The sequence below is a fragment of the Erwinia tasmaniensis Et1/99 genome, assembly GCF_000026185.1.
In the GTDB taxonomy this organism is placed as follows: Bacteria; Pseudomonadota; Gammaproteobacteria; order Enterobacterales; family Enterobacteriaceae; genus Erwinia; species Erwinia tasmaniensis.
Map to the genome: position 1 here is coordinate 311,696 of NC_010694.1, position 25,534 is coordinate 337,229.

Here is a 25,534-nt window from a genome sequence, read left to right on the forward strand (position 1 = left end):
TGTGCACTACGTAAAAAATTACTACGTAAACATTACTGGGACGTAGGAAATCAGACCTCAACTAAATTAGGGATAAAATTATGAAACTGAATAAAATTATGATGGTTGCTGCAATCGCTTTCGGTGCTTCTTCTATTGCTCACGCTGCAAACCAGGGTCAGGGCGTAGTTAAATTTGAAGGTTCAATCATCGATGCACCTTGCTCTATTAACCCAGATACAGTTGACCAGACCGTAAACCTTGGTCAGGTGTCAAAGATTGCACTGAAAGATGGCGGCCAGTCTACGCCGAAAGAGTTCCAGATCCTGTTGGAAAACTGTGAAATTGAAGAAGGTAAACAAAATGTTTCCCTAACCTTTACCGGTGTAAAGGCAGCTTCAGGCAACTTGGCTATCAACGGCGAAGCGAAAGGTGCAAGCATCCTGTTAAGCGATACCAGTGGTAAACCAATTAAGCTGGGTACCGCAACTGCTGCACATAAAATTACCGAAGGTAAAAATATCCTGCGCTTCAATGCTGCTCTGCAGGGCGACGGTAAGGACGTTGCAGTAACTCCTGGTAATTTCACCAGCGTTGCCGACTTCACTATGGCTTATGAGTGATATCCTGTTAGATAACTAATATCCGGGCATGCGGAGTCATCCGCATGCTCTATCAATGACTCTACTGGTTATCAGGGTTATGACTCAAAAACATTATCGTGTAGTGTCTCTTTCCTTATTGATAATATCGGCCGCGATTTTTTTTGTGCCGCAGGCCTTAGCGACTCTTTCGGGGAAGGGGATTGTCAATATGGAAGGGGCTATTATGGATAGCGCCTGTGCTATTGCCGCAGAAAGCCGGGATCAGACGATTGATATGGATACGGTGCCCGTCGGTAATATTGTTCGCGAAGGGTATGGTCCCGCCAAATCATTCAGTTTGAAATTAATTCACTGTGAGCTTGATAAGTCTCATCCAAAATCACCGCAATGGCGAAATTTTCAGGTGATGTTTGACGGTGAAGTTGATGGAAATCTCTTCGGCATTAATGGTGAAGCCGCAGGGATTGCGCTGGAGATAAAAGATACCCTTGGAAATATTGCGAAGCCGGGCGAGGCAATGCCGCTACGAGAAATTATTCCAGGAAGTCTGAAGCTCGATTATATGCTGAGGCTTGTTTCCAATAATAAGGTATTAAAGCCCGGTCCGTTTAACTCCTCTGTTCGGTTTAAAATGGATTATTACTAAACTCAGTGAGTTCTTCCGATTTTTATATATTGGGTCTGTTTATATGGTTATTTTACCTCCATTAGTTGAGCGTTTTTTTCGCCTCAAAATATTGCATCTGAGTGTTTCTCTGGCGTTGGGTAGTGCTCCTTTATATGCCGCAGAGACAATTGAATTCAATATGGATGTGCTGGATGTCAACGACAGAACAAATATCGACCTGAGTCAGTTTTCCCGTGGCGGTTACATCATGCCGGGAACCTACAATATGGTCGTGCACATTAATAAAGACGATATTCCTGAGCAGGCCGTTAATTTCTATCCACCCGACGACGATGTAAAGGACAGTCAGCCTTGTCTTTCACCAGAGCTGATTGCGCTGCTGGGATTAAAACCCGAAGCGATGAAAGGACTCACCTGGTGGCATCAAGGGGCTTGTTTAAATACCGATAGCCTCAAGGGGATGGAGACTCGTCCGGACCTGGCTACGTCCTCACTCTATTTGAGCATCCCACAGGCCTATCTGGAGTATTCCTCGCCTGACTGGGATCCTCCGTCGCGTTGGGATGAAGGTATTCCGGGGATCTTATTTGATTATAACCTGAGTGCCCAGGCGCAGCGCCAACAGCGTACCGGCAACCAGAATTATAGCGTCAGCGGCGCCGGAACGGCGGGGGTTAATATGGGTGCCTGGCGGCTGCGTGCAGACTGGCAGGGTAACCTGGAACAGCAAAACGGCAGCGCGCAGGGCTCATCAAAGAGATTAGACTGGAGCCGCTATTACGCCTATCGCGCCCTGCCCGCGATACGCTCCAAACTGACGCTGGGCGAGAGTTATCTCGACTCCGGCATGTTTGACAGTTTTCGCTTTACCGGGGCAAGCATAGTATCAGACGACAATATGCTGCCGCCGAACCTGCGCGGTTACGCCCCGGAAGTGGTGGGTATGGCGAAGACCAATGCTAAAGTGATCATCAGCCAGCTGGGAAGGGTGTTGTACGAAACCCAAGTCGCATCCGGACCATTCCGCATCCAGGATATTAACGATGCCGTATCCGGTGAGCTCAAGGTTCGGGTGGAAGAGCAGGATGGCAGCGTACAGGAATTTACTGTGAACACGGCCAATATCCCTTACCTGACGAGACCGGGTTCGCTGCGTTTTAAGTTCGCAGCGGGCAGACCGTCTGACTGGGATCATCGCTCAAACGGCCCGCTCTTCGGCACCGGTGAGTTTTCCTGGGGGGTAAGTAACGGCTGGTCACTGTATGGGGGGGCACTGGCAGGTGGCGATTATAATGCGCTGTCGATCGGTATCGGCCGCGATCTGATGGCTTTAGGGGCGTTGTCCTTTGATGCCACCCAGTCGCGGGCAACTCTTCCTTCAGAGAAGGAAACCCTTAGCGGCGGTTCTTACCGGGTCAGTTACTCTAAGACCTTTGAAGAGATTGACAGTCAGGTGACCTTTGCAGGCTACCGCTTCTCGGAAGAGAACTTTATGAGCATGAGTGAATATCTCGATGCGCGTCATAATGGCAACCGGGTTGGTGGTAGCAAGGAGATGTATACCCTCTCCTTCAGCAAGCAGTTCCGCGATCTTGGCCTGAGTACGTATCTGAACTACAGCCATCAGACCTACTGGGATCGCCCGGCGAACGATCGTTACAATCTGACGATGTCACGCTACTTCGATATCGGCCGCTTCAAAAATCTGAGCGTGTCGCTATCGGCTTACCGTAATCGCTACAACGAGACTAATGACGACGGCGTGTATCTGTCGCTGGCGATGCCATGGGGCAGAAGTGGCAACCTGAGTTATACCACCACGGCGGACAAAAAAGACATTACCCACCGGGTGGGCTATTACGACAGGATTGATGAGAACAACAGCTACCAGATGACGACGGGAGCTTCGCGTAGGGGAGCCAACGTGAGTGGTTACTATAACCACGAGGGAGATTTGGCAAGGATGAGCGCCAACGCCAGCTTCCAGCAGGGAGGCTATAGCGCGGTCGGTTTAACGGCCCAGGGCGGTGCGACCCTGACGGCGGAAGGCGGTGCGCTGCACCGTGGTGGCATGATGGGGGGCTCACGTATGCTGCTCGATACCGATGGCGTGGCGGGTGTACCGGTGCGCGGCTACGGTCCAACATCAAAGACCAACCTATGGGGTAAGGCCGTTGTCGCGGACGTCAATAGCTACTACCGCAATAAGGCCAGCATCGACCTGAACAAGCTTGGCGATAAGGTTGAGGCTACCCGGTCGGTGGTACAGGCCACCCTGACCGAAGGAGCAATTGGTTACCGTAAGTTTGAGGTGATCGCCGGTGAAAAAGCGATGGCCATCATTAAGCTGGCTGACGGCAGTACGCCACCTTTTGGTGCCTCGGTAAGAAATCGCCGTGAGCAGGATACAGGGATCGTTAATGACGGTGGTGTTGTGTACCTCAGCGGAATTAACGCCGGCGATCGTATGACGGTACATTGGGATGGCAAGGCGCAGTGTGAAGTGCAGCTGCCTGCTCCGTTGAAGATTGACCTGACGAATAACCTGTTGTTGCCTTGTCAGCCGATGGCAACGGTTAGCCGTGGCTCCGCTAGCGGTAACCCGGACAAGATTGAAGCAACTAAGCCGACGAACAATATTACAACGCCGGAGTCTGGCCCGATCGGCTCCATGAAAAAGTGATGAGAAACTAGCGATGAAACGGAAAAATATTTTACTTACCTCCAGCCTGTCAGCTTGCCTGCTGTGCGTGATGGTGGCCCAACAGGCTCAGGCCGCGATTGCGCTGGATCGTACCAGAGTCATTTTTAACGGTGACCAGACATCGGTCAGTCTGAATATCAGCAATCAGAATAAACAGCTGCCTTACCTTGCGCAGGGCTGGCTGGAAGATGATAAAGGCAACAAAATCCAGACTCCAATGACGGTGCTGCCACCGGTACAGCGTATTGAGCCGAACAAGCCAAGCCAGATAAAAATTCAGGCGTTGCCACAGGCCGCGCAGCTGGCGCAGGACAGGGAGACGCTGTTCTACTTCAATCTGCGTGAAATCCCGCCGAAGAGTGACAAGGCAAATACCCTGCAGATAGCGCTGCAGACCCGCATCAAGCTGTTCTTCCGTCCGGCAGCGATTGCCGTGCAGAAAAATAGCGCACCAGCGCAGGAGCAGATGACGTTGAGTCGGCAGGGCGACAGCTTTGTGGTGAACAATCCGACCCCTTACTACGTGACCATTATCGATGCGAGCAACATGAAAAACGGCACCGGAGCAAAAGGCTTTCAACCCTTTATGGTCGCACCAAAAAGCAGTGTACCGCTGACGGTGAGTGCCTCCAGCGTAGGCAGTGCCCCGGTACTGACCTATATCAACGACTACGGCGGCCGTCCTCAGCTGAGCTTCAGCTGCAACGGCAGTAGCTGCAAGGTGGTACCAGATAAGACGACGTCTTAAGCGAGAGATTGCGTTTGGCACTACGCGTAGCACTATGAGCGGATCGTGGGGGAGTGGAAATGGCAGAAAATAAAGAAAAAAAACGGCAGTGGGTATACCTGTCCAGTGATTTGCACGGTGATAGCACCCTCAGAGCGTCGGCGATGATGATGCCGCTGACGCTGTGCGCGATCCTGCTTTGGTTACCATCGTCACACGCATCGGACAACTGGGAAATCGAGGGTTCTCACGGCACGTTGCAGGTGCAGGGCAATCTGACCGAGAGCGCCTGCCGTCTGGATATGAGCAGCGCACGGCAGGACGTCTGGATGAAGGATACCGGCACGGCTCGCCTTGCTGTGCCCGGCGACAGGGCTGCGCCCGTTGCCTTTGAGATGCGCCTGACTGACTGTCTGCGTACTCAGGCTGGTCAGCGCGACGGTCGAACGGGAGCCTTGTCCTGGTCTAGCGTGCAGCCCACGGTCAGCGTCAGTTTTCATGCGCCGGCTGATATGGACAATCCGCAGTTAGTGAAAGCACAGGGAGTGTCCGGGCTGGGGCTGCGCCTGCTCGACAGCCGTGGCGAAGATGTGCGGTTGGGAAGTCGTGGCAAGCCGCTGTTTCTAACGCCGGGGCACAGCAGCCTTTATTACACGGTGATCCCGGAGAGAACCTCAGCGCCTCTGTTGGCGGGTGCTTACCGCGCGGCGGTTGACTTCCAGCTGAGCTATGACTGAGGTAAATCCTGTGAAAATAAAAGAGACGTGGGCGGTTGCGCCACGGGTGACGTTGGCTGCGGTAGTGCTTTTCTTGGCTTTCAGCGCCAGTGCAGTCACTTCAACGGTTGAGGTTAAAGTCACCGTGGTTGCGCCGCCTCCCTGCACAATCAATGATAACCAGTCGATCGACGTCGACTTCGGTAGCAATATCATTGCCAACAAGGTAGACGGCAGCGAGTATCTCAAAACGGTGGAGTACAACCTGGATTGTCAGAATGGTCCTTCTAATGCCATGAAACTGAGTATACGGGGTAATAGCACCACTTTTAATACCAGCGCACTGCAAACGAATATCAATGATTTCGGTATTGCGCTGCGCGCCAATGGCCAGCCGTTGGTCATCAATGACTGGATTAAATTCACCTATCCGGATAAACCCGTGCTGCAGGCTGTGCCGGTAAAAAAAGCGGGAGCCACACTGACGGGGGGAGATTTTAGCGCGGGCGCTACCCTGATGGTGTACTACCAGTGAAAGGGGGAGAAAAGATGAAAACCAGGCTTCAGGTACTTTCGCTGGTGCTAAGCATGATAAGTCCATGGCTGGCGGCACCCGTGGGTGCCGCTGATAATATGATATTTCATGGCACGCTAAGGGAACACCCCCCCTGTGAAATCAACAGCGGGCAACCAATCAATATTTCTTTTGGTGAAGTGGGTGTTAATAAGGTTGACGGTAAAAACTACGAGCAGGTGTTCACCATTACCTACGACTGTGCGGAAAGAGATAGCAATATCATCGTGCGTTACCTGGGAGTAGCGACGGCATTTGATAACGCCGCGGTGGAAAGCAATATCAAAGATTTTGGTATTCAGCTACGCAGCAAGTCAGTAGATGGCGCTCTTACGGCTTTTGTGGTGGGAACCGCGCTCACCGTTGCGTCTAATCAGAGCTCGTCAACCTTTGTGGCCACGCCGGTGAAGAAGCCAGGGAGTGAGTTACCCGCAGAGGCTTTTACTTCGTCGGCAATGCTGCAGCTGGAATACCCGTAGGAGACAACAATGTTAATGAAAAATCCAGGTAGCGGGCTGATGCTAATACTGATGCTGGCCGGCGGCCTTAATGTGGCGCAGGCTGCATCAGCGCCCTCGGTCAATATATCCTACGACGGTAATTTGGTGGCAGATCCCTGTACGCTGCTGCCAGAGGATGAAAGTATCGTCCTGGATTTTGGCTCGGTGATAGATAAATACCTGTACCTGAATACCCGTACTCACGGCAAGCTGTTCCAGCTGCATCTGATGGATTGTGATATATCACTGGGCAATAGCCTGAAAATAACCTTCCGCGGCACGGAGAGCATCGCGCTTCCTGGGCTGCTGGCACCTGATGGTGGCAGCGAGGGCAGCGGTATTGCTATCGGTCTGGAAACTCATAAAGGTGAAGCGCTGGCGTTAAACCAGCCGGGTAGCGCTCAGGATATTACTAATGGCAGCAATGTGATCGCCCTCAAGGCCTATATCAAAGGTGAACCAGAGGCAATTAAAGACAAGAAAATCAGAATAGGGGCGTTTAGCGCAGTGGCGACCTTCCATCTGGAGTATGAGTAAGATCGGAATATTGCAGCTCTTAAACTTGGCGATGAGTGTAAATCCCCACGGGGAAAAACGGTTTACTTTAAATCCGCTTTGGTACTGTTATATCTATAAATTTCGGTTAGTCCCGATTGAAAATAAGGCAAGTAGAATTTTATCAGTAAACGCCGGGTGAAATATTCTCTGATTAAATTATCGGAAATGCGTACGTTAGTTAACCGTAGTCTACGTAATTAATAGATATAATCAGAGTGAGAATGAGATAAGGAAGTTTTCTTCTAACATGATGACGTTCTATATAATAAGGTAACTATAATGCGTCTACTGGCTATGCTAATGCTGTTAATTATTTCAACACCATCCTTTTCGATCCGATTTCCTGTGTTGACCCATGTGGAAATTAGGAGTTGTTCCGACGCTTTGTGCTCGGACCTCGTGTGGTAAAGAGGTAAAGCGGAGGTGTTGTTGGGAATTGTGGACGCCTCTAATGTTGAACTTGCGCCGGGCGTCCGGACAAAACTAAAAACGACTCTTCTGTCAGGAGATAAAATACAGTTTGAATCTGATTTGTCTGTAGAAAAATCGGCCAAGCCGGGTGAATACGCAAGAGCCGTTATTGTGTCCGTATCACCATACTGAGCAAGCGAATAAAGAAGTTTGTGTGGCTTTTATCTCTGTAAGGATAAATGAATAAGGCTGTATCAATATTACCCTACAGAGGTAAAGAGGTTTTTCTTAAAACGAAATTCCCTTCTACATAAAAAGGAAAAATAATGCGTTTATTTACTATACTAATGTTGTTCACTATTTCAACACCCTGCATGTCGATCATGTATCCCGCTATGACCGATGTAACAATCACTGACTGTGATAATAGCGCGGAGGGAGAGTGCTCACAGTTGGTGTATTATAGAGGTACGATGGAACTGCTAGAGTCTGGAGAGCCAGTAGTACCGTTCCCTTACACGGCCTCTGCGGTGGTAGGTTCTTATGGCGTCCATTGCCAATTCGGGGATAAATCTCGCGGTATACCCTTTTCCCAATGCAACTGGACGCCTCGCGATCACTCACCGTCCCTATCTGGCTGTCGTTACAAGAAACCTGGGGAGTGGGACGTTTCTCAACCTTGCAGTGCATCGCCAACGTGGGGAGGCCACACCGGCGCTGCACCGGGAGGTGAATGTGTCATGTTTGGACACCTCGTGGCTAGCGAATTGCACACTCCCTTTGCGATTGTAAATGCAACGCAGGCAGCGAACTCTGGCAACCGATTCTGTATCAAGCCATTACCTCCTGGGGTGACCTGTACGGTGACTTTGCCACCGAAGATCGATCACGGGGAAATGATGGCGCCGTCGAGGGACAAAAAGACCCTCTATGGATCGCTCTCATGTGGGAATTCACCCGTTTTGGAAATTGTGGGCGCCTCTGATGTTGAACTTGCGCCGGGCGTACGGACGCAACTGAAAGCGACGCTTCTGTCAAACAATCAAATTCAGTTTGAATCTGATTTGTCTGTAGAAAAATCGGCCAAACCGGGTGAATACTCAAAAGCCATCGTTGTGTCCGTATCACCATACTGAACCAGAATAAAGAAGTTCGTGCAGGGTTTTATCCCTGTGTGTTGATGGGAACAATCGCACGGATCCGGGATATGCTGCTTTCTGACGGGGGGCTGAATTTTTACCCCCGTTTAGCACACTATTTGAATAATGAATTTTTTATCGGCAGCTTGTCTGCATTTTAACGTAAGCGATAAGCGATTTGTTGCACTAATTTCCGCTTGATATTTAATTATTTATATAACTAATGTTATTCGCTGGCTAAAACTATCCTTATTTTCCCTGTGTGATTAATGATGCTGGGTATGTACGACTATATTCAAAACCAGTCAGGGGCGGGAGTGTTGCTCCCTGTGAATGTTATTATATGGATATGTAAGGCGCTGATTGTATTATTTCTCGCTGTCATGTTAATAGAAAAAATGACTATATTACCACCGCTGCACTGCCATTTTTCTTTATTGACGTGATTCTGCTTAGCCTTCCGCTGTGGTGTGCCAGCCCGGCAGGTATTTCAGACCCGGGATGGCGGGTAGCGTCTCTCAGTGGTAAACCATGCCATCCCTCGCACGCTGGGTGCAGGACTATTTGCAGCGTCGCATCGATACCGGTGTTTACGTCAATTTGATCGCGATTTTACAGCATCAGGAACAAGAGGTGCCGGCCAAACATTTTTTCGTCAGGCGGGTCTTTTATTTCCGGCCGATGTCCGTTTTCAGACCGCATTGTCCCCTGGCTAAACTGACCAGAGAAACCGATGAAAAAAATCATGGGCGTGTGCATTCTCGATACCGATCGGTTCTTTATTCTGGGTATTAAGTTCATTTTATTGCGTCATTTTAAAAGCATCGGGCAGGAGATATTTTTTGTCGGTGAGGAGAGCATTAAGCATGCTGACCTGGTGTTCTGGTCTGCCCTTAGCCGTCTGCCGGGGCGATTGTGCCGGCGGGCGGTTAAGAGCCAGACAAGGCCACCGGTGTACATCCAGCTGTGCAGCAGACAGCGGGACGATCTCCGCTGCACTTGTGAGCAGGGCATGCTGTGGCGGGGCGCATCCCCCGGGGATCTTCTTACCTTGGTCGAAAAAAGACTAGGGGTGCGGGAGACGTTGACATTGCCTGTCACCGCATGCGGCAGCTGTGCGCTGCTGAAGCTGACGAGAAGTGAAGTACGTGTAATAAGCTGTATGGCGCAGGAAATGTCGCCTGTAAGCCTGCCTCAGTATTTGAAAATCAGCCCCAAAACCATCAGTGCACACAAGCGCTCAGTGATGCGCAAGCTGGGATTTAAACGTAATGAAGAACTGTACCACTGGCTTCGCAGTGGTGGACTTGAACAAATAGAGAGACCTTTACCGTGAGAAACATGCACCTTCTGTATTGCCGTACTCTGTCACTGAGCCTGTTGCTCGGCGGTAGCCTGCTGTTAAGCGGCTGTGAAATGGCTAAACCGTCAGTGGGTAAAAGAGACGCTTCAGCATCTTCACCCGCGAAGCAACAGCCCGGCGTGCAGCAATCTGAAACTATCGAGGCACCGGAGCCAAGCGCAGAGCCTGAGCACGGATCGGCAAAAATGATGCTCTGTCAAAAAGAGATGGAGGCGCTGAAGCAGATATCCACCAGACAATATAACTTATACCAGAACGAGTTCAGCAAGCTGATGCGTAGCACCGCTAAATATGCTGTGGTGCGCACACAGGTGAATGGCAATACTCAGGAAGCCGTGGATGCGCTTTACAGCTATAAAGCTAAGCGTCTGTGCGCAAATATTAGCCAGGCACTGATGAACGGGCTGTCTGAGATGGCGGAGTCGGCTAAATGATGTTGAGTACCCGGTTACGCCGTCTGGCCGTTGTGTTACCTCTGCTGTGGGGCGCGGAGAGCGTCCGCGCAGATGACGGTATTCCGGCCTTATTACAGTTTGCCGAAAAATATAGCAGCAGGCACAAGGAAGCGTTCGCCCCCCTCCTTTCTCAAGAGCAGGTCAACCAGCCAGCGGCGGGCAGGCAGTCGGAGAGTCATGCGCTGCAGCGCACGCTGAAGGAGCGGGAGCTGCAACTGACCAGACTGCAGACCACCCTTCAACAGCAGGAGGAGGCGCTGGTGGCAGAAACTGCACGTCGCGTCCGGGCGGAAGAGGCGCTACAGGGGCAGAGCAAGATGGCTGACTGGACGCCGCTACGTAAGCTGCTCAGCGAGCTACACCATAGCGTAACGGGAATGTTTGATCAGAAGCGCGCTAATGCAACGATCGCCCGGGCGAAGGAGAGCGCCAGGCGTGAGCAGGCAGCCGTGCGCAAGGCAGATGAACAAATCGTTACTCTTAAAGAGCAGATTAGCCTCCTGACACAGCAGTTGCAGGAGGGGGAGGCAAAAAATAACCCCGAGCAGTCGCCGATGGTGGCACAGTTGCAGACGCTGAAGCAGCAGCTGGAGGCGGAACAGGCTCAACAGAATGCCCTTAAACTTGAACTCAAAAAATTGCAGGAGGAACAGAAAGGCCTGCATACGGCGCTGGTCACGCCTCTGCAAGAAGAGAAGATCGCGCTGGGCCAACGGTTGGCACAGCGCGATCAGCAGCTGACGGAACTGGAAAAACAGGTACAGGAGTTGCAGCAGGTTAAGCAGCAAAAAGAGGCGTCGCTGCTGGCGTTACAGCAGGAGAATAAAACGTATAAAGACCAAAAAGATAAGCTGACCAGGCAGCTGAGCGGGGGGGAGGCCGAGCTGGCCAGGCAGTCGCAGAAACTGCATCAGGCGCAGTCCGATGCAGACGGCCTGCGCTCACGGGCGACATTGCTGGCAAAGCCGCAGATGCTGAAAGAGCCCGAGCAAAAACAGGCCTATGCTGCGGGTGATGCGCTGGGGCGTGATATTCTGACACTGCTCAACCAGCGCAAGGGATGGGGTGTGAACGCTGACCGGCAGGTTGTCCTCGCCGGGGTGGTGGATGCATTTGCCGGGAAGTATCAGCTGTCCGCTGATGAACTGAGCCGTGCTCTGGCTGACTCGGAGCAGGCGGTCGACGCCGCGCGTAAGAAGATGACAATCAGTCAGCAAAAAAGCGGTGAGGATTTTCTCGCACAGTTTAAAAAGCAAAAGGGCGTCAAACAATCGCCGTCCGGTTTTTTGTATCGAGTAGATTATGCAGGTGACACGCCGTTGCAGGAAAACGATATTGTCGATGTGGTGGTCAAAGAGACGTTAACGGACGGGACCGTTATTCAGGATATGTCACTTACCAGCAACGTATTATCTCAACCCCTGAAGGCATATCCGCCCCTGTTCCGCGATGCGATGAGCTATATAAAGAATCATGGCTCGCTGACCATGGTGGTGCCGGCGGGTCTGGCCTATGGCGCTGAAGGTTATCCACCGAAAGTACCACCAAACGCAACGATGGTTTATGAGCTCAGGATAGACAACAGCCACTCAACGCATGTCGCCCAGGGGCATTAATTGCTCTTGGCGACCCGGCCCGGTTGCAGGGGCAGTACTCCTGCTCACGCAGCTGTCTTACGCTTATGACAGGATATGCAGAAAGGTCGTGACCCGAGCCTTTGCGGGGATGATGACCTTCTGGACAGATCATTATGATGGTGAAGGGCACTTTTATAATGAATTCTTTGCCACAAACGTGAACGGCCCGACGCACAGATTGCACATCTTCAGCAGTAACGACACAAACTGCCCGATTGGGTTTACGTTAAAGGCCGGAATAATAGCAAGGAACACGTATAGACACGATGAAGAACTAAACGGGACGTACTTTTACCAAGATATTTCCAGCCTTTCGGCCGGTTCGCATGCAGCACAATGACTGCATATAATCGCATAGCTGGTGGTGGTGACAAGGTATGGTAACTGAAACGATGCCCTCATTTTTAGGACCTGTTACCAATATCAGGCTTGCTTTCAACCGCTAATTTGTTCTTACGCTTCCAGTAGTCGCCCCCCTCGGATGTACAGCCTTTTGTATAAAAATAAATAAAAAAGGCGTAATACCATGAGGTAAAACGCCTTTTAAAACACCATGATAGCCAAAGGCTATTAGTTCATGCCGTATTTTTTCAGCTTCTTACGCAGCGTACCGCGGTTGATGCCCATCATCAGGGCTGCACGGGTCTGGTTGCCACGGGTGTATTGCATCACCATGTCCAACAGAGGCTGTTCTACTTCAGCCAGTACCAGCTCATACAGATCATTAACATCCTGACCATTCAGTTGAGCAAAATAGTTCTTCAGTGCCTGTTTGACCGAATCACGCAGTGGCTTTTGGGTCACCTGATCCTGTGAGTTCACGGTAGATACGGTCAGTACGTCAGAATTTACGCGTTGTTCGAACATAGTTCTGTCAGCTCTTTATTTCTAATTACGCAAGATTTTCGAAGTATGCCTCCAACGCCTCCAGCTGTTCGCTGGCATCCTCAATGGCGTTGAATGTGCGCCGAAACTGGTCGTTTGGGGCGTGCTCCTGGAGATACCAGGAGACGTGCTTCCGGGCAATACGGTATCCCTTGCGCTGACCATAAAAGTCGTGCAGTTCCCGTAAGTGCCCGATGAGCAAGCGCTTTACTTCAGCCAGTGGCATCGGTGCCAGCAGCTCCCCAGTGTCCAGATAATGCTGGATTTCCCGGAAGATCCACGGTCTTCCCTGAGCAGCCCGTCCTATCATCAGGGCATCAGCCCCCGTATAGTCAAGCACCGCTCTGGCTTTATGCGGGTCAGTAATGTCTCCATTCGCGATAACCGGAATGGATACGTTCTGCTTAACTGTCCGAATGCTGTCATATTCAGCTTCACCGTTGAACAAACAGGCGCGGGTGCGTCCATGAATTGTCAGGGCCTGAATACCACAGCGTTCAGCCAATTGGGCAATCTCTACGCAGTTGCGGTTGTCGCTGTCCCAGCCGGTGCGGATCTTTAAGGTCACGGGCACGTCAACTGCATTCACCACGGCTGAAAGGATAGACTTCACCAATTCAGGGTGTTGAAGCAGTGCCGAACCTGCCATCTTACGATTCACCTTTTTGGCAGGACATCCCATATTGATGTCGATCACCTGCGCGCCTGATGCAGCGTTAATGCGCGCGGCTCCCGCCATCTCTGTCGGGTCACAACCGGCAATTTGCACGGTACGAATACCCGGTTCGTCACTGTGTACCATACGCAGCCGAGATTTATCGCTGGCCCAGACTTCGGGGTTCGACGACAGCATCTCGGAGACGGTCATACCAGCGCCCATCGCATAGCAAAGGGTTCTGAATGGCCTGTCAGTGATCCCGGCCATTGGTGCCGCAATCAAACGATTACGAAGCTGGTGATTTCCTATGCGCATGAAAAAAAAGTGACCATAGTGTGTCCGCAAGGCGGCGTATATTACGCATTTTTGCAGGAAGATGAAAGGCCAAACTTTGAACAATACGCCGTTACAGATTAAGGGAATACGGAATCAGCCCCTGCTTCATGCAATATTTATTTATTTAACAGTGGCTTAGTAAAATATGATGATTTTGCATACAAAGAATTTTCTTTTATTGTCAGCAAGATATCGACATAAACCCCGTTATTTCGCCTGTTAAACAAAACATGTGACGTGAAAGAAAGCACCGGCAAAGCGGTTATGGACTTTGCCAGTGCCCTTGCTTAACGCCGTACGCCGGTAATCCGGCACCATTCTTCTTTCTCGGCTACTGCATCAAGTTCAAAGAGGTCGGCGTATGCTTCACAAACGCCCGAAGCCTGGCTGGCCAGCACGCCCGACAGGCCCAGATGCCCGCCCCGTTTTGGCAGCACGCTGATTAATGGTGCCAGCTCACGCAGCGGGCCGGCCAGAATATTCGCCACAACGACATCAGCAATCAGGTTATCCGGCTGCTGATGCGGCAGATAGAGCGACAGGCGGTCTGAAACCCCATTGCGTTCGGCATTGTCCCGGCTTGCCTGGATGGCCTGGGGATCGATATCAATACCGATAGCGGCGGCGGCTCCCAGTTTCAGCGCGGCGATGGCCAGAATGCCGGAACCACAGCCGAAATCGATAATCGTCTTACCGGCCAGGTCAAGCCCATCGAGCCATGTCAGGCACAGGGCCGTCGTGGGATGGGTGCCGGTGCCAAATGCCAGCCCCGGATCGAGCATCACGTTTACCGCATTCGGGTCTGGCACATCGCGCCAGCTTGGGCAGATCCACAGACGTTGGCCGAAACGCATCGGATGGAAGTTGGTCATCCACTCACGCTCCCAGTCCTTGTCTTCAATCTGCTCAATCTTATGGTGAAAACCGCTGCCCAGCAGGGGATGGTGTTCCAGTCCGGCAATCACGTCGGCCATATCCGTTTCGGCGTCAAACAGGCCAATGACATCGGTATCGCCCCACAGGCGCGTTTCGCCCGGCAGCGGTTCAAACACCGGGTTGTCATGGGTATCCTGGAAGGTGACCGACACGGCACCGTTCTCAATCAGCGCGTCGCCCAGCTCTTCAGCCTGAGCGCCGCTGGTATTCATCTTCATCTGTATCCAGGGCATAACGAGTCTCTTCTATTCAAACAGGGTAGGGGCAGACGTTGTGGCGAGCGCCGGGCGGCCAAAACGGTTGCCAATCATAAATGCCAGCAGGCTGAGCAGCAGCGCTGGCACAATCGGGTGGAATCCCCAGGGCTGTAGTGACAGGCTGGCCAGCAGGGTATAGCAGGCAGCGCCGCAGATCATGCTGCTCAGGGCACCGGCGGCATTGGCTTTCTCCCAATACAGGCCGAGCACCAGCGGCCACAGGAATACCGCCTCCAGCCCGCCAAAGGCCAGCAGGTTGAGCCAGATAATCATCTGCGGCGGGTGCCATGCCGCCAGCAGCAGCAGCAGGCCCAGCACCAGGGTAACCAGCGAAGAGAGCCGCTTCAGACGGGGCTCATTGTTTATCTGGTGTGGGTATATCCGCAGATAGAGATCTTTCACGATGGTTGCCGACGATTGTAGCAGCTGGGCATTGATCGTCGACATGATCGCCGCCATCGGTGCCGCCAGAAAGATCCCGGCTGCCAGCGGCGGCAGCACCGCGATCATTAGCGTCGGGATCACGCTATCCGGGATCTGGAGATCGGGGATCACCGCTCGCCCCAACGCGCCCGCCAGGTGCATGCCCAGCATCAGTACGGCCACCACGATGGTGCCAAGCAGAATGGCAAGATGGACCGCCTTGCTGTCCTTGTAGGAGATGCAGCGCACCGCCGTATGCGGCAGGCCAATCACGCCAAAGCAGACTAATACCGAGAACGATGCAAGGAAGGTCGGTGTCAGAATATCGCCTACGCCAGCGGGAGAAACCAGTTGGGGATCGATGCGTTGCAGGGTATGCACCGCGTTATGCAGTCCGCCCGCTGCGTGTATCACGGCAACCAGCAGCAGGACGGTGCCGGCCAGCATCACCAGCCCCTGCATCGCATCGTTGAGCACGCTGGCGCGGAAACCGCCAAAGGCGGTATACAGCGCGATGGTACCGCCAAAGATCAGCAGCCCGCTGTCGTAGGGAATGCCGGCCGCCGTTTCCAGCAGGCGCGCCCCGCCAACGAACTGCACGGTCATTGCACCAATAAAGGCGATCAGCAGGCTGAGGCTGGCCAGCCACACCAGCAGCGTACTGCGATAGCGTGCATACAGCATATCGTTCAGCGTCACGGCATGATAACGCCGCGCCAGGATGGCGAACTTCTTGCCGAGTACGCCCAGTGAAAGCCAGACCGCCGGGACCTGTACCATCGACAGCAACACCCAGCCCAGCCCGTATTTATACGCTGCGCCGGGGCCGCCAATAAACGAACTGGCGCTGATATAGGTGGTCGTCAGCGTCATTGCCAGCACGAAGCCGCCCATTGAGCGGCTGCCGAGGAAATATTCCGTAAGGAAGCTCCCTTCGCGCCGCTTGCGCATCGCCCAGACCGACAGGCCCGCGACCAGCAGCAGATAACCCGCCAGCGGCAAAATTATTTCAAGCTTCACCTTTATCCTCCAGAGAGATATTGCGGAAGATAACGCGCACCATTAACCAGCAGAGAAAAATAAACAGCAGCGGCACCAGCAGGCAGGCCATTTCAAACCAGTGGGGCAAACCGGTCAGCCCCTGCTGGTCATCCAGTAGCCAGGCGGCCAGCGCCCAGCAGGCGAGATAAGCCACCGCGAGCGCAAATGACCAGCGCGCCTCGCGATGGGCCTGTACAAAACGTTTTTCCATGCGCTTCCCCAATAAGAAGGGGCCGATTAATCGGCCCCTGCATCTGTCGATCTCAGCCCGGTGAACCGGGCATCTGGCGCGCTTACTTCTCTTGCAGGCCGAGTTTTTTCTCCAGATAGTGGATGTTTGTTCCACCGTGCTGGAAGTTCTCGTCCGACATGATTTTCATCTGCAGTTCGACGTTGGTCTTGATCCCGTCGATGATCAGTTCAGCCAGCGCATTTTTCATGCGTGAAATCGCCACATCACGGTTTTCACCAAAGGTAATCAGTTTGCCAATCATTGAGTCATAGTACGGCGGCACGCTGTAACCGGCGTAGATATGGGATTCCCAACGCACGCCAAAACCACCCGGCGCGTGGAAGCGGGTAATTTTGCCCGGGCTTGGCAGGAAAGTATTCGCATCTTCGGCGTTGATACGGCATTCCACCGCGTGACCACGAATAATGACCTCTTCCTGTTTGATCGACAGCGGCTGACCGGCAGCGATGCGCAGCTGCTCTTTGATCAGGTCAACGCCGGTGATCATCTCGGTGACCGGATGCTCAACCTGAATACGGGTGTTCATCTCAATGAAGTAGAACTCACCGTTTTCATACAGGAACTCGAAGGTGCCCGCGCCGCGATAGCTGATATCGATACAGGCTTTCGAGCAGCGTTCGCCAATGTAGCGACGCATCTCTTCGGTGATGCCCGGTGCCGGCGCTTCTTCCACCACTTTCTGGTGACGGCGCTGCATGGAGCAGTCGCGTTCGGCCAGATATATCGCGTTGCCCTGGCCGTCTGCCAATACCTGAATTTCGATATGACGCGGGTTTTCCAGGTATTTTTCCATATAAACCATGTCGTTGTTGAAAGCCGCTTTGGCTTCCGCTTTCGTCATGTTGATGGATTGTTCCAGGTCTTTGTCGCTGCGCACGACGCGCATACCGCGACCGCCGCCGCCGCCGGAGGCTTTGATAATCACCGGGTAGCCGATGCGTTTCGCAAAGGCGCGGTTCTTATCCATATCCTCGGTCAGTGGGCCGTCAGAGCCCGGAACCGTCGGAACGCCCGCTTTTTTCATTGCGGTGATCGCCGACACTTTATCGCCCATCAGACGGATAGTATCCGCTTTGGGGCCGATAAAGATAAAGCCCGAACGCTCAACCTGCTCAGCGAAGTCTGCATTTTCAGAGAGGAAGCCGTAGCCAGGGTGAATAGCCACCGCACCGGTGATCTCGGCGGCAGAAATCAGCGCCGGGATATTCAGATAGCTTTTCACTGACGGAGGGGGGCCAATACAGACGGTTTCATCTGCCAGCAGCACGTGCTTCAGGTCGCGATCGGCCGTGGAGTGCACCGCAACCGTTTTAATGCCCAGCTCTTTACAGGCACGCAGAATACGCAGCGCAATTTCACCACGGTTAGCAATTACAATTTTATCCAGCATGGGTAGCCTCGTTATTCGATGACGACCAGCGGCTCGTCAAATTCAACAGGCTGACCGCTTTCGAGCAGAATCGCTTTCACGACGCCAGACTTATCGGCTTCGATCTGGTTCATCATTTTCATTGCTTCAACGATGCACAGGGTGTCACCGGCGTTAACTTTCTGACCGACTTCCACAAACGCTTTTGCGTCTGGGCTTGGGGTGCGGTAGAAAGTACCGACCATAGGAGAACGCACGATATGGCCACTGATCTCAGCAGCAGCGGGCGCTTCCATTGCCGGAGCGGCAGCCGGAGCCACTGCGGTTGCCAGCGCGGGTTGCTGCATCATTGGTGCGGCATAAGCCTGCTGCATCATTGGGTAGCCGGTATTGACCGGGGCACGGCTGATGCGAACGGACTCTTCGCCTTCAGAGATTTCCAGTTCAGCAATGCCTGATTCTTCAACCAGTTCGATCAGTTTTTTAATCTTACGAATATCCATGAGTGTGGTTCCGTACTCTGTTTAATGAGATAGTGACAGGCGTTTAACCGCCGTCTGTAAAGCCCAGGAATAACCGTCGACGCCAAGTCCACAGATCACGCCGGTAGAAATATCAGAAAGATACGAATGATGGCGAAAAGGCTCGCGAGCATGCACGTTTGAAAGATGAACTTCAATAAACGGTATGCTGACGGCCAGTAGCGCATCACGCAGCGCCACGCTGGTGTGGGTAAATGCTGCCGGGTTAATGACGATATAATCGACATTGCCTTTCGCCTGATGAATGCGGTCGATTAACGCATGTTCCGCATTGGACTGGAGATGGCTAAGCGTGACGCCCAGCGCACTGGCCTGCAATGTCAGCTCACTGACAATCTCGTCCAGCGAGGTGTGGCCGTATTTTTCCGGCTCACGCGTACCCAGCAGGTTCAGATTGGGGCCGTTCAAAAGCAGTACATGCAACTTGTCGCTCATTTTGCTGCCATCTCCCGCGATAATTTAGGCATCGCACAAAATACATGGCTAAAGCCGGTTTGTCACCTTTTCAGATGAAAATTGGTGACAGGCTGCCGAAAAAGGCAGTCATTGTCACCATATCAATGCATTTAGCCTATAAGTCGGGGGCGTATCAGCGAAGTTGATCTTTGACGGCGACAGGGCTGGCAGCAAGAAGCCCGTGGTCAGTCGCCATTGTGAATTAGCGTGCCAGCCACTTGCTTAGCTTTTTATAGCGCCATGCCAGTAGGATCGCGGCGATGAGCGCGTAAATCCACGGCTGGGGCGAATAGGTTTTTACTGACCACAAATAGTGAACCGGCGCGAGTATCGCCACCAGATAGACGGCGTTATGCAGCGTTTGCCAGCGCTTGCCGAGCTTGCGTTGCGCGCGCTGGAACGACGTCAGCGCCAGTGACAGTAAAATCACCCAACTGACGATGCCCAGCGTCAGATAAGGACGCGAAATCAGCTCAGATCCCAGCAGGCCCAGATGATTGATGCCGAGCTCAAGCAGAGAGTAGCTCACCAGATGCAGCGATGCCCAGGCAAAACACCAGAGTCCAAGCAGGCGGCGTACGCGGATCAATAACGGCTGTTTAGCGTAACGCGCCAGCGGCGTGACCGCGAGCGTGGCAAGCAGGAACTTGAGCGCCATTCTGCCGGTAAAATGCTGGATATCCTTCGCCGGATCGGCGCTGAACCCGCCCTGATTGAGGGTCAGCAGCAGCCACACCAGCGGCAGAAAGCCCGCCAGATGCAGCAGCACTTTCAGCCAGCGTATCTGGGGTAACGTCAGGCGCACCATCTCAGAAGTTCTCCCGCAGATCGAGACCACGATACAGTGACGCCACTTGGTCGGCATAACCATTGAACAGCAACGTTGGCTGGCGCTGCACATCAAGAATACCGCCGGAACCAATAAAGCGTTCGGTCGCCTGCGACCAGCGCGGATGGTCAACATGGGGATTGACGTTAGCGTAGAACCCATACTCATTCGGCGCTAACTGGTTCCATGTTGTCGGCGGCATCGCCTTGACCAGGCTAATTTTTACAATGGACTTGATGCCTTTAAATCCGTATTTCCACGGCACGGTCAGGCGGATCGGCGCCCCGTTCTGCGGCGGCAATGCCTTGCCATACACGCCGGTGGTTAACAGGGTCAGGGGGTGCATGGCTTCATCCAGCCGTAGTCCTTCCACGTAAGGATAATCCAGCCCGCCGCCAATAAAGCGATCCTGTTGGCCCGGCATCTGGTCCGGCGCGTACAGGGTATGGAAAGCCACAAAGCGGGCGTTGCTGGTGGGCTCGGCGGCCTGGAGCAGTTTGCCCAGTTCAAAGCCAACCCAGGGAACCACCATGGACCAGCCTTCCACGCAGCGCATGCGGTAAATCCGTTGCTCCTGCGCAAAGCGTTTAAATATGTCATCCATGCTTAGCGTCAGGGGTTTTGCCACCTCGCCATCTATCTCAATCTTCCAGTCGGCGGTTTTCAACGTTCCGGCGTGGGCGGCGGGGTCGGCTTTATCCAGCCCGAATTCATAAAAGTTGTTATAACCCGTCACCTTATCTTCCGGCGTCAGCGGAAGATTGGCCTGAAACTGCTGTGGCTGACTGAAATCAAGCGGGCGGCCCGAGGCGGCGCGTGGGCGGTCGCCGCCTTTGAACCAAGAAAGAAGGTCGGCGCGCGCAGCACCGGGCAGAGATAGCGCCGCCGCGCTCATGCCCAGCATTTTTAGCACCGTACGGCGACGAGCATTAAACAGGCTCTCTGGCGTGACGTCATTTTCTGTCAGTGGGTTAACGGCTTTCATCTTTGGCCCTGCCTGTGATAATGGATCGTTGCGTGTTTTACCAGCAAACGGTTAGCGGATACGCACCAACGTGCGCCCGGTTAGTTGATTATTGAGCAATTTTTCCGCCGCGTCCGCCGCCTCAGCCAGCGAGATTTCAGTGGTAGCCTGCTGATAAAATGTCGCGGGCAACGCCTGCTGCAAACGCTTCCAGGCAAGATGACGGCGCGCAACCGGAGTCATTACCGAATCGATGCCCTGCAGGCGCACGTTACGCAGGATAAATGGCATCACGCTGGTGGGCAGGTCGGTTCCCCCCGCCAGCCCACAGGCGGCGACCACACCATTATAACGGGTTTGCGCCAGCACGCTTGCCAGCACCTCTCCGCCGACAGTATCTATCGCTGCGGCCCAGCGCTGTTTCTCAAGCGGGCGAGATCGTTCGCTGAACGCGCTGCGCGGCAGCACCTCGCTGGCTCCCAGCTGGTGCAGATAGTCGTGGGTCGATGCGCGACCGCTAACGGCAACGACTCGGTAACCGAGCGCGTTGAGCAGCGCCACGGCGGTACTGCCGACTCCGCCGCTGGCACCTGTCACCAGCACTTCACCGTCTTCTGGCGTCACGCCACCTTCCTCCAGCGCCATTACGCAGAGCATAGCGGTGAAACCCGCCGTGCCGACGATCATCGCCTTCCTGGCATCCAGGCCCTGTAGCATCGGCACCAGCCAGTCTGCTTTTACCCGTGCCCGTTCTGCCAGACCACCCCAATGGTTTTCGCCAACGCCCCAACCGGTCAGCAATACCGACTGGCCACGCTGAAAACGCGCATCGCTGCTACTCTCTACCCTGCCGGCGAAATCGATGCCGGGCACCATAGGGAACTGGCGAATAATTTTGCCCTTACCGGCGATCGCCAGCGCGTCTTTGTAATTAATACCCGACCAGTCAATGTCGACCGTGACATCGCCCGGTGGGAGGCTGTCATCAGGCAGGTGTTTGACGGTGGCGATAGTTTCACCTGAGGACTGTTCAAGAACCAGTGCTTGCATAAGGATCTCCTGAAAACGGGATAATCATTCTCTAAAAACGGTCAGCTATGACTATACTCGCCAAAATGGATATTGATCTGATTCGAAGCAAGCATTTATTGGACACGATGTGTTATTTTCATCTGCCGCTACAGTCTGACATCCTGTTGCCTACGATCGTTAACAAACAGTTCGCGGTACTGTGTTGATGACATTTCGCCCACCGCATTTAACTGGCATAAGAATGCGATTAACCACCAAACTCTCTGCAATCATTACCCTGCTGTGTTCACTGGCCATGCTGTTAATGCTGGTCGGCTGTGTGCTGAGCTTCTTTTATCTTAGCAACCAGCGAGCAGAGTACCGGGTTCAGCTTATAGCCGATGAAGTGGATAGCGCATTATCAACGCAGACGGCCCAGCAGATCGCATCCTGGCTGCGTCCGGTCATGAGCCCCTTGCGTATAGAACGCATCGCGCTGATTCAAGACAACAGGCCGCTGTTTGAGGTGATACGCCCTCAGCGGCCGCTGTTGGAAGATGAGCCAAACCGCTATCGTCAAACCGTGCTGCCGCTGACGCAACACAAGGATATGACGTTACATATCCAGTGGGTCGACTCTACCCTCACCTGGTTTACCTCATTAATTGGTGCTTCAAGCCTGTCGGCGATTATCGGCGTGGTGGTGATTATGCTGCTGCTGCTGCTACAGGCGCATCGCTGGCTATACCGGCAGTTACAGGGAATGGAGCGGCTGGAGGCGCGTGCCGGGGCGGTGATTAAAGGAAACAGGGGCGACGTGAGATCGGGATCGGTTCATGAATGGCCGCCGATGGCCAGCAGCGCCATCGATCTGCTTTTGTCCGATCTTAAAGAAGCGGGGGAGCAGCATAATCGTATCGATACGCTAATCCGCACTTTTGCCGCGCAGGATGTGCGCACAGGCCTCAATAATCGTCTGTTTTTCGATAATCAGCTGACCACATTGCTGGAAGATCCCGAAGCGGTGGGCACGCACGGCATGGTGATGATGATCCGCCTGCCGGATTTTGACACCCTGTGCGAACGCTGGGGGCATGCCGAGGTACAGGAGTATTTTTTTGCTTTGACCAATATGCTGTCAACGTTCGTTTTGCGTTATCCTGGTGCATTACTGGCGCGATATTTTCGCAGCGACTTTGCCGTCTTGCTACCGCACCGTAGCGTAAAAGATGCGGATGGCATCGCCTCACAGCTGATTAAAGCGGTAGACAGCCTGCCACCGACGCGCATGGTCGATCGCGATGATATGATCCATATCGGTATCAGCGGCTGGCACAGCGGGCAGAGCGCTCAGCAGGTCATGGATAACGCCGAACGGGCAACGCGGCATGCCGTGCTACAGGGTGGTAACAGCTGGTCAGTCGGCGAAGGCGCGCAGCAGTCTCTGGCACGCGGTAGCGTTAAGTGGCGCACCCTGCTGGAGAATACCGTCAATCAGGGCGGGCCGCGTCTGTATCAGAAGCCCGCCGTAAACAGGCTGGGGCAGGTGCACCACCGCGAAATCATGCCGCGCATTTTTGACGGTGAGAAAGAGCTGCTGTCGGCCGAATACCTGCCCATGTTGCAGCAGCTGGGGCTGGCAGAACGCTACGATCGCCTGCTGGTGAAGCGCATCGTGACGCTGGCGGAATGGTGGCCTGAAGAGACGCTGACTGTCCCCCTGACGCTCGACTCACTGCTGCACCGTCCGTTTATGCGCTGGCTCCGTGATACCCTGCTGCAATGCGCCAAATCGCAAAGAAAACGTATTTTATTTGAACTTGCTGAAGCAGATGTGTGTCAACACATTAATCGTCTGGAACCTGTCTTCCGCCTGCTTTATGGTTTTGGTTGCAGCGTTGCGGTGAATCAGGCGGGATTAAAGGTGGTGAGTACGGCCTACATCAAACAGTTCCAGATTCGGCTGATTAAACTGCATCCGGGACTGGTGCGTAATATCGACAGGCGCACCGAAAATCAGCTGTTTGTGCAGAGTCTTCTTGAGAGTTGTAAGCAAACCTCCGCCCAGGTTTTTGCGGCAGGCGTGCACTCCAGGGAAGAGTGGCAAACGCTGGTGGAGCTGGGCGTAACCGGGGGGCAGGGAGACTTTTTCGCCGCTTCCCAATTGGTTAACACCAGCGTAAAAAAATATTCGCAAAGATATCGAGTTTAGTCTCACGTTCGCCGGGTTTTCACGTAGAATACTTGCGCGGTCGTGGTCAAGAGCGGCGTTATCGCCGACCGAGGCAAAACTAAAAATGTTAATTTTTATGTATGTTATGTCCGTTTATCCGTCTCGAAACCAAGTCTGAATGCCGTAATGACGGGCTCAGTTGCGCTTGATAGCGTACAGGTTGTGTTGTCGGCACGAAATAGCATGATTTTTCACCGGAGCAGGACATTTTTGCGCCTTGTCGCTGCTTCGTGTGGTTGGTAGAGTAAGCGGATTTTATTTTTCGCCCCCAGCTTGCAGGATTATCCTTTAGTATGTTTAAAAAATTCCGTGGCATGTTTTCCAACGACTTGTCCATCGACCTGGGTACTGCCAATACCCTGATTTACGTGAAAGGGCAGGGTATCGTGCTGAACGAGCCTTCCGTTGTTGCTATCCGACAGGATCGCGCCGGTTCTCCCAAAAGCGTAGCGGCAGTCGGTCATGATGCAAAGCAGATGCTGGGGCGCACCCCTGGCAATATTGCCGCTATTCGCCCGATGAAAGATGGCGTGATTGCCGATTTCTTCGTGACTGAAAAGATGTTGCAGCACTTTATCAAACAGGTGCACAGCAACAGCTTTATGCGCCCAAGCCCGCGCGTGTTGGTCTGCGTGCCGGTGGGTGCGACTCAGGTAGAACGCCGCGCCATCCGTGAATCCGCCCAGGGTGCGGGGGCACGTGAGGTGTTCCTGATCGAAGAGCCCATGGCGGCGGCTATCGGTGCCGGTCTGCCGGTTTCCGAAGCAACCGGCTCTATGGTGGTGGATATCGGTGGAGGCACCACTGAAGTGGCGGTGATCTCGCTGAACGGCGTGGTCTACTCCTCTTCTGTCCGCATCGGTGGTGACCGCTTCGATGAAGCGATTATTAACTATGTTCGTCGTAACTACGGCTCATTGATTGGTGAAGCTACCGCTGAACGCATCAAGCACGGCATCGGTTCTGCCTATCCGGGCGACGAAGTGCGCGAGATTGAAGTACGTGGCCGTAACCTGGCCGAAGGGGTTCCGCGTGGCTTTACCCTTAACTCTAACGAGATCCTGGAAGCGTTGCAGGAGCCGTTAACCGGTATCGTCAGTGCCGTGATGGTTGCCCTTGAGCAGTGCCCGCCTGAGCTGGCATCTGATATCTCCGAGCGTGGCATGGTGCTGACCGGCGGTGGTGCGCTATTGCGTAACCTCGATCGCCTGCTGATGGAAGAGACCGGTATTCCCGTCGTCGTGGCAGAAGATCCGCTGACCTGTGTGGCGCGCGGTGGCGGCAAAGCGTTGGAAATGATCGACATGCACGGCGGCGATTTGTTCAGCGAAGAATAATCTGCCTG

Annotated in this window: 25 protein-coding genes; 14 read left to right on the forward strand and 11 right to left on the reverse strand. The window is 53.5% G+C overall.

Annotated features, from left to right (window positions below):
• The first annotated feature begins 80 nt into the window (after nucleotides 1-80).
• The 12 genes from ETA_RS02410 to ETA_RS02465 all read left to right on the forward strand — a co-directional run bounded on the left by ETA_RS02410 (nucleotide 81) and on the right by ETA_RS02465 (nucleotide 11,975).
• A complete protein-coding gene (locus tag ETA_RS02410; protein ID WP_012440025.1) occupies nucleotides 81-602 on the forward strand; it encodes a fimbrial protein in 522 nt (173 codons plus the stop codon).
• 79 nt (nucleotides 603-681) lie between these two features.
• On the forward strand, nucleotides 682-1,230 hold the full coding sequence (locus tag ETA_RS02415) for a fimbrial protein (protein ID WP_068794414.1): 549 nt from the start codon (nucleotides 682-684) through the stop codon (nucleotides 1,228-1,230).
• A gap of 43 nt (nucleotides 1,231-1,273) precedes the next feature.
• Nucleotides 1,274-3,895, forward strand: a complete 2,622-nt coding sequence (locus ETA_RS02420) for an outer membrane usher protein (RefSeq protein WP_012440027.1) — start codon at nucleotides 1,274-1,276, stop codon at nucleotides 3,893-3,895.
• 13 nt (nucleotides 3,896-3,908) lie between these two features.
• On the forward strand, nucleotides 3,909-4,664 hold the full coding sequence (locus tag ETA_RS02425; protein WP_012440028.1) for a fimbria/pilus periplasmic chaperone: 756 nt from the start codon (nucleotides 3,909-3,911) through the stop codon (nucleotides 4,662-4,664).
• Nucleotides 4,665-4,723: 59 nt separating this feature from the next.
• Nucleotides 4,724-5,380: a fimbrial protein gene (locus ETA_RS02430; protein ID WP_042958548.1), complete on the forward strand. Its 657-nt coding sequence runs from the start codon at nucleotides 4,724-4,726 to the stop codon at nucleotides 5,378-5,380.
• A 10-nt stretch (nucleotides 5,381-5,390) separates the two neighbouring features.
• Nucleotides 5,391-5,894, forward strand: a complete 504-nt coding sequence (locus ETA_RS02435; protein ID WP_012440030.1) for a fimbrial protein — start codon at nucleotides 5,391-5,393, stop codon at nucleotides 5,892-5,894.
• Between the two features lie 14 nt (nucleotides 5,895-5,908).
• The gene (locus ETA_RS02440) at nucleotides 5,909-6,412 is read left to right on the forward strand and encodes a fimbrial protein (protein WP_042958550.1); all 504 of its coding nucleotides are present in this window, start codon (nucleotides 5,909-5,911) and stop codon (nucleotides 6,410-6,412) included.
• A 9-nt stretch (nucleotides 6,413-6,421) separates the two neighbouring features.
• Complete coding sequence (locus ETA_RS02445) at nucleotides 6,422-6,970, forward strand: fimbrial protein (protein ID WP_012440032.1); 549 nt, start codon at nucleotides 6,422-6,424, stop codon at nucleotides 6,968-6,970.
• Nucleotides 6,971-8,142: 1,172 nt separating this feature from the next.
• Nucleotides 8,143-8,538: a hypothetical protein gene (locus tag ETA_RS19640; protein ID WP_049778737.1), complete on the forward strand. Its 396-nt coding sequence runs from the start codon at nucleotides 8,143-8,145 to the stop codon at nucleotides 8,536-8,538.
• Nucleotides 8,539-9,274: 736 nt separating this feature from the next.
• Nucleotides 9,275-9,877 carry a helix-turn-helix transcriptional regulator gene (locus ETA_RS02455; protein ID WP_012440035.1) on the forward strand — a complete coding sequence of 201 codons (603 nt, stop codon included), beginning with the start codon at nucleotides 9,275-9,277 and terminating at the stop codon, nucleotides 9,875-9,877.
• A 5-nt stretch (nucleotides 9,878-9,882) separates the two neighbouring features.
• Nucleotides 9,883-10,338 (forward strand): hypothetical protein, encoded by a 456-nt coding sequence (locus ETA_RS02460; RefSeq protein WP_012440036.1) that lies wholly within the window; start codon nucleotides 9,883-9,885, stop codon nucleotides 10,336-10,338.
• A complete protein-coding gene (locus ETA_RS02465; RefSeq protein WP_012440037.1) occupies nucleotides 10,335-11,975 on the forward strand; it encodes an FKBP-type peptidyl-prolyl cis-trans isomerase N-terminal domain-containing protein in 1,641 nt (546 codons plus the stop codon). The genes ETA_RS02460 and ETA_RS02465 overlap by 4 nt, the downstream gene beginning before the upstream one ends.
• Before the next feature lie 591 nt (nucleotides 11,976-12,566).
• Here ETA_RS02465 and fis read toward each other — a convergent pair.
• The 11 genes from fis to acuI all read right to left on the reverse strand — a co-directional run bounded on the left by fis (nucleotide 12,567) and on the right by acuI (nucleotide 21,995).
• Nucleotides 12,567-12,863, reverse strand: coding sequence for a DNA-binding transcriptional regulator Fis (gene fis, locus ETA_RS02475; protein ID WP_000462905.1), 297 nt, complete (start codon nucleotides 12,861-12,863; stop codon nucleotides 12,567-12,569).
• A gap of 25 nt (nucleotides 12,864-12,888) precedes the next feature.
• A complete protein-coding gene (dusB, locus tag ETA_RS02480) occupies nucleotides 12,889-13,854 on the reverse strand; it encodes a tRNA dihydrouridine synthase DusB (protein WP_012440038.1) in 966 nt (321 codons plus the stop codon).
• A 308-nt stretch (nucleotides 13,855-14,162) separates the two neighbouring features.
• Nucleotides 14,163-15,044 (reverse strand): 50S ribosomal protein L11 methyltransferase, encoded by an 882-nt coding sequence (prmA, locus tag ETA_RS02485; RefSeq protein ID WP_012440039.1) that lies wholly within the window; start codon nucleotides 15,042-15,044, stop codon nucleotides 14,163-14,165.
• A 12-nt stretch (nucleotides 15,045-15,056) separates the two neighbouring features.
• Entirely contained in the window at nucleotides 15,057-16,511 is a 1,455-nt protein-coding gene (gene panF / locus ETA_RS02490) for a sodium/pantothenate symporter (RefSeq protein ID WP_012440040.1), read from the reverse strand.
• Entirely contained in the window at nucleotides 16,501-16,743 is a 243-nt protein-coding gene (locus ETA_RS02495; RefSeq protein ID WP_012440041.1) for a YhdT family protein, read from the reverse strand. Before ETA_RS02495 ends, panF begins: the two co-directional genes overlap by 11 nt.
• Nucleotides 16,744-16,825: 82 nt before the next feature.
• A complete protein-coding gene (gene accC / locus ETA_RS02500) occupies nucleotides 16,826-18,175 on the reverse strand; it encodes an acetyl-CoA carboxylase biotin carboxylase subunit (protein WP_012440042.1) in 1,350 nt (449 codons plus the stop codon).
• A gap of 11 nt (nucleotides 18,176-18,186) precedes the next feature.
• The gene (accB, locus tag ETA_RS02505; RefSeq protein ID WP_012440043.1) at nucleotides 18,187-18,657 is read right to left on the reverse strand and encodes an acetyl-CoA carboxylase biotin carboxyl carrier protein; all 471 of its coding nucleotides are present in this window, start codon (nucleotides 18,655-18,657) and stop codon (nucleotides 18,187-18,189) included.
• A 21-nt stretch (nucleotides 18,658-18,678) separates the two neighbouring features.
• Complete coding sequence (gene aroQ, locus ETA_RS02510; protein ID WP_012440044.1) at nucleotides 18,679-19,131, reverse strand: type II 3-dehydroquinate dehydratase; 453 nt, start codon at nucleotides 19,129-19,131, stop codon at nucleotides 18,679-18,681.
• Between the two features lie 223 nt (nucleotides 19,132-19,354).
• Complete coding sequence (msrQ, locus tag ETA_RS02515) at nucleotides 19,355-19,957, reverse strand: protein-methionine-sulfoxide reductase heme-binding subunit MsrQ (protein WP_042959235.1); 603 nt, start codon at nucleotides 19,955-19,957, stop codon at nucleotides 19,355-19,357.
• A gap of 4 nt (nucleotides 19,958-19,961) precedes the next feature.
• Nucleotides 19,962-20,966 carry a protein-methionine-sulfoxide reductase catalytic subunit MsrP gene (msrP, locus tag ETA_RS02520; protein ID WP_012440046.1) on the reverse strand — a complete coding sequence of 335 codons (1,005 nt, stop codon included), beginning with the start codon at nucleotides 20,964-20,966 and terminating at the stop codon, nucleotides 19,962-19,964.
• A 51-nt stretch (nucleotides 20,967-21,017) separates the two neighbouring features.
• Nucleotides 21,018-21,995 carry an acrylyl-CoA reductase (NADPH) gene (acuI, locus tag ETA_RS02525; protein ID WP_012440047.1) on the reverse strand — a complete coding sequence of 326 codons (978 nt, stop codon included), beginning with the start codon at nucleotides 21,993-21,995 and terminating at the stop codon, nucleotides 21,018-21,020.
• A 223-nt stretch (nucleotides 21,996-22,218) separates the two neighbouring features.
• On the opposite strand from acuI, the gene csrD reads away from it, so the two are divergent.
• The gene (csrD, locus tag ETA_RS02530) at nucleotides 22,219-24,168 is read left to right on the forward strand and encodes an RNase E specificity factor CsrD (RefSeq protein ID WP_012440048.1); all 1,950 of its coding nucleotides are present in this window, start codon (nucleotides 22,219-22,221) and stop codon (nucleotides 24,166-24,168) included.
• Nucleotides 24,169-24,482: 314 nt separating this feature from the next.
• Nucleotides 24,483-25,526 (forward strand): rod shape-determining protein MreB, encoded by a 1,044-nt coding sequence (gene mreB / locus ETA_RS02535; RefSeq protein WP_004155044.1) that lies wholly within the window; start codon nucleotides 24,483-24,485, stop codon nucleotides 25,524-25,526.
• Nucleotides 25,527-25,534 lie beyond the last annotated feature (8 nt).